The sequence below is a fragment of the Halolamina salina genome, from assembly GCF_042678005.1.
Taxonomy (GTDB): Archaea; Halobacteriota; Halobacteria; order Halobacteriales; family Haloferacaceae; genus Halolamina; species Halolamina salina.
On the sequence record NZ_JBHUDH010000116.1, the window covers coordinates 19,591 to 23,397 of the forward strand.

Consider the following 3,807-nt stretch of genomic DNA (forward strand, 5'->3'; position numbering starts at 1 on the left):
CGAGAGCCGCCGCGACCGCGCCGGCGGCGATCACCCGGACCGGTCCCCGGCGGTCGGCGACCACGCCGGAGGGGAACTGCATCAGCGCGTAGACGGTCATCAGCGCGGAGAACGCCAGCCCGGTCGCGGTGTTGGAGACGCCGAAGGCGACCTGAAACGGGTCGAAAAGCGGCGGGAACAGGTAGCGCACGAACTTCGCCATGAACCACAAGAGCGTGGTGAGAACGAGCGCGTCGTAGCGCGCGAGGCGGCGAAGCTCCATCGGGGCGGGCTACCCCGGCCGCGGGCAAAAAGCGCGCGGATGCGGCGAACGCGGTTCGGTATCGACGACCGGCCTCAGAACGGCCCCATGCCGCCGAGGCCGCCGCCGTCGCCGCCCTGCATCTTCTTCATCATCCGCTGCATGTCGCCGTCGCCCATCCCCTGGAACTGGTTCAGGGTCTTGTCCATCATCTTGTGTTGCTGGAGCAGCTCCTGCACCGTCTCCTCGTCGGTGCCCGAGCCGCGGGCGATGCGTTTGACCTGCTGGGCGCCGATGGAGCGGGGGTCCTCGAGCTCCTCTTCGGTCATCGAGTCCATGATGACCTCGAAGTTGCGCATCCGGTCCTGGGTCACGTCCATCGCGTCGTCGGGGAGCTGGTCCATCATCCCGCCGCCCATCCCGGGGATCATGTCCATCACTTGATCGAGCGGCCCCATCTTGTTCATCGCGTCCATCTGCCGCTGCATGTCCTTCAGGGTGAAGCTCCCCTCCAGCATGTCCTCGGGCTCCCAGTCCTCGTCCTCGTCGCCGGTCTCCTGCATCGCGCGCTCGACGCGCTCGGAGAGCTGTTTGAGGTCGCCCATCCCGAGCAGCCGGGAGATGAAGCCGTCCGGCTCGAAGCGCTCGATGTCCTGGACCGTCTCGCCGGTGCCGAGGAACGCGATGGAGGAGTCGGTCTCGTTGACCGCGGTGAGCGCCCCGCCACCTTTCGCGGTCCCGTCGAGCTTGGTGATCGCGACGCCGTCGACGCCGATGGCGTCGTCGAACTCCCGGGCCTGTTCCTTGGCGCCCTGCCCGATGGCGGCGTCGAGCACCAGGAGGTTCCGGTCGGGGTTCACTTCACGCTCGATCTCCTCGATCTCGTCGATCAGCTCGGACTCCAGCGCGTGCCGACCCGCGGTGTCGACGATGTGCACGTCGGCGTCGCTGGTGGCTTCGAGGCCGTCGCGGGCGATCTTCACGGGGTCCTCGGCGTCGGGGTCGCCGTAGAACTGCACCTCCGCGTTCTCGGCCATCTGCTTGGCCTGCTGGTAGGAGCCGGGCCGGAACGTGTCGGTCTGGATGACCGCCGGGCGCAGCCCCTTCTTCGAGAACCACCACGCGATCTTGGCGGCGGTCGTCGTCTTCCCCGACCCCTGCAGCCCCGAGAGCATGATCGTCTGGGGCTCAAGCGGGATCTCGGTGGAGTCGCCGACGACGTCGACCATCTCCTCGTAGACGATCTTGAGGATGTGGTCCCGCGCGGAGGTGCCGCCGGGCGGCTCCTCGTTGAGCGCGCGCTCCTCGATGTTCGAGGAGAGATCCATCACCAGGTCGACCTCGACGTCGGCCTGCAGCAGCGAGCGCTGGATCTCCTTCACGATCTCCTGGACGTCCTCCTCGTCCAGGCGGGACTTCCCGCGGAGCGTGTCCATCGTGCCCCGGAGGGAGCTCCCGAGATTGTCGAGTACCATCTTACCCCACCGTTGGCGGCCGACCCATAAACGCTTGTCCGTCCGAACGGGTCGCCGTGGCCGCTACGACACCCAACTGCCGAACCTCGTGACCCGCTCGAACGTCGCCGGGATGCGGACGAACGTCGCGGCGACGTCCTCGTCGTCACCGCGCTCGCAGTCCGACCCTCGCTCCGTCGACTCGTACCGGAGTTCGACGGCGACGCTGCCGGCTGGTCCCTGCTCGGCCTCGCGCCACTGGAGTCGCTGCAGTTCCCAGTCGACACATTCGTCGACTCGATACTGGTGGACGAGCACCGATTCGGCCGAAAGGTCAGTCCCGGCGAGGAACGCCTCGGCGGCGTCGACGCCGGTCGCGTCCGCCGAGAAGTAGAGCGCCTCAAGTTCGTCGCGCGACCCGACGAGCCACCGTTCGCTGTCCCACTCCATCGTCGGGCTGACCAGCGTCGACCGGACTGCCGGCTCTCCCCCGGCGTGTCGAACGGTCACGCTCTCGGGGTCGTCGACGCGCTCCTCGTACCCGCGTTCGGTCATCGTCGGCGTCTGGCTCCGCCGGTCCTCACTCCCGGCACAGCCACTCAGCCCCGCGAGGAGGGCGGAAGCGAGGACCCGTCGCCGCGTGAGACGCATGGATCGCAGTTTCCGCCCCAGTAAGGTGTGTTTTGTCCCCTACAGCCGGACGACCCGCACGTCGTCGACGTAGTGGGTGGCGTCGGCCTCCCAGACGACGCTCACGCCGATCGAGAAGTACAGCGTCTCCGGCACGGAGTCCGGCTCCCACGTGTAGCTGTACTCGCGCCAGCCCGCCGCGAGGTGGAGCGGTTCGCGCAGGCCGCCGTAGGGCGCGCCGTCGACGTCCGAGGAGCTTACCCCCGGATCGGGGAAGTCGCCCTCCTCGGTCGGCGCCTCGGGGCCGAGATACGAGACCACGTTGCGGAGGATGTTGAACGACTCAGACTCGCTCCAGGCGTCGAAGCTCACTTCGAACGCCTCGGCGTCGCCCGGCGAGAGCTCCGTGGTCGCCCACGCCGTCCCGTCGTCGTGGTCGCCCTCGGTGACCACCGAGAGGCTCCAGTCGCCCTCGCTGGCCTGCTCCTGCGAGCGCTCGATGGCCCACTCGAAATCCGACAGCTCCTCCTCCGGGCCGATGTGGGCGGCCGTCTCCCAGCCGCCGAGGCCGTCCTCGAAGCTCTCGGTCAGCCGTATCTCGTCGCCGCCGCCGCTGCCCGGCGTCGAACAGCCGGCGAGCGCGCCCCCGAGACCGACGGCGACGCCGGCTTTGATCGCGCTCCGCCGGCTCAGTGATTGCTCGATCCTTTCGTCACTCATACCCGTCACTCGTTTCAAACAGCTAATTACTTTTCGCCGCGCGTCACTCGCTCGTGAGCGTCCAGGCGTCCGCGTCCTCGCCCGTGCGGGTGTCGCGTTGGGCGACGCCCTCGATAACCTCCCGCGCGAACGTCTCCGCCTCGTCGAGGTCGCTCGGCACGCCGGCCTCCAGCCGGCCGAACGCCAGCTCCGCGCCCGTCCCGAGCGCGACCGGCGAGTCGTCGATGACGCTCCCGTCGGCGTACACCGCCCGGACCTGCGCGTGACCCTCGCCGTCCCGCGCGGCCACGGCGGCGTCGGTTCCAACTGCCTCGGCGATTCCGGTCGCCATCCGGGTGAACGGCTCGATCCCGGGGTTCTCGCCGTGGTCGCTTTCGTACGCCCGGCGTTTCCCGTCGAGCTCGCGCCGGAACTCGCCCGGGTCGGCGACGGCCGCCGCGCCGCAGTCGCCGAACTCGGCGATCCGGTCGGCGTGCTTGCTGCTGACGGTGTCGTTGTCGACGACCAGTCGGTCGGCCGCGAGCACGGCGCCTCCCTCGGTCTCGAACGCGACGACGGTGGGCATGGGCCGGGGTTGGGCGCCCCGACGGAAAACGCTCCCGCGCCACAGCGGCCAAGTGCGTCCGCGCCCACTCTCGGACGAATGCCCTCCCGACGCGATCTGCTCGCCACGATCGGCGCCGGCACGGCGCTCGGCTTCGCGGGCTGTGCCGGCCGCGGCTGTACGCCCGCCGAACCGGCCGGAATCGAGTGGCCCAATTC

At 69.3% G+C, this 3,807-nt stretch carries 5 protein-coding genes (1 of these 5 only partly in view); all 5 read right to left on the minus strand.

All coding sequences use genetic code 11. From position 1 onward, the window contains the following. The coding region annotated (locus ACFR9S_RS10375) for an MFS transporter (protein WP_379818569.1) crosses the window boundary (this coding region is incomplete at its 3' end): on the minus strand, nt 1-262 show 262 of its 911 nt. Its footprint begins 649 nt before the window's first position. 74 nt (nt 263-336) lie between these two features. Next, nucleotides 337-1,716 carry a signal recognition particle protein Srp54 gene (locus ACFR9S_RS10380; RefSeq protein ID WP_379732257.1) on the minus strand — a complete coding sequence of 460 codons (1,380 nt, stop codon included), beginning with the start codon at nt 1,714-1,716 and terminating at the stop codon, nt 337-339. Between the two features lie 63 nt (nt 1,717-1,779). After that, entirely contained in the window at nt 1,780-2,346 is a 567-nt protein-coding gene (locus ACFR9S_RS10385; RefSeq protein WP_379818565.1) for a hypothetical protein, read from the minus strand. Nucleotides 2,347-2,385: 39 nt separating this feature from the next. Next, a complete protein-coding gene (locus tag ACFR9S_RS10390; RefSeq protein WP_379732259.1) occupies nt 2,386-3,045 on the minus strand; it encodes a twin-arginine translocation signal domain-containing protein in 660 nt (219 codons plus the stop codon). Between the two features lie 43 nt (nt 3,046-3,088). After that, nucleotides 3,089-3,610: an Ntn hydrolase family protein gene (locus ACFR9S_RS10395; protein WP_379818567.1), complete on the minus strand. Its 522-nt coding sequence runs from the start codon at nt 3,608-3,610 to the stop codon at nt 3,089-3,091. Between the last annotated feature and the right edge of the window lie 197 nt (nt 3,611-3,807).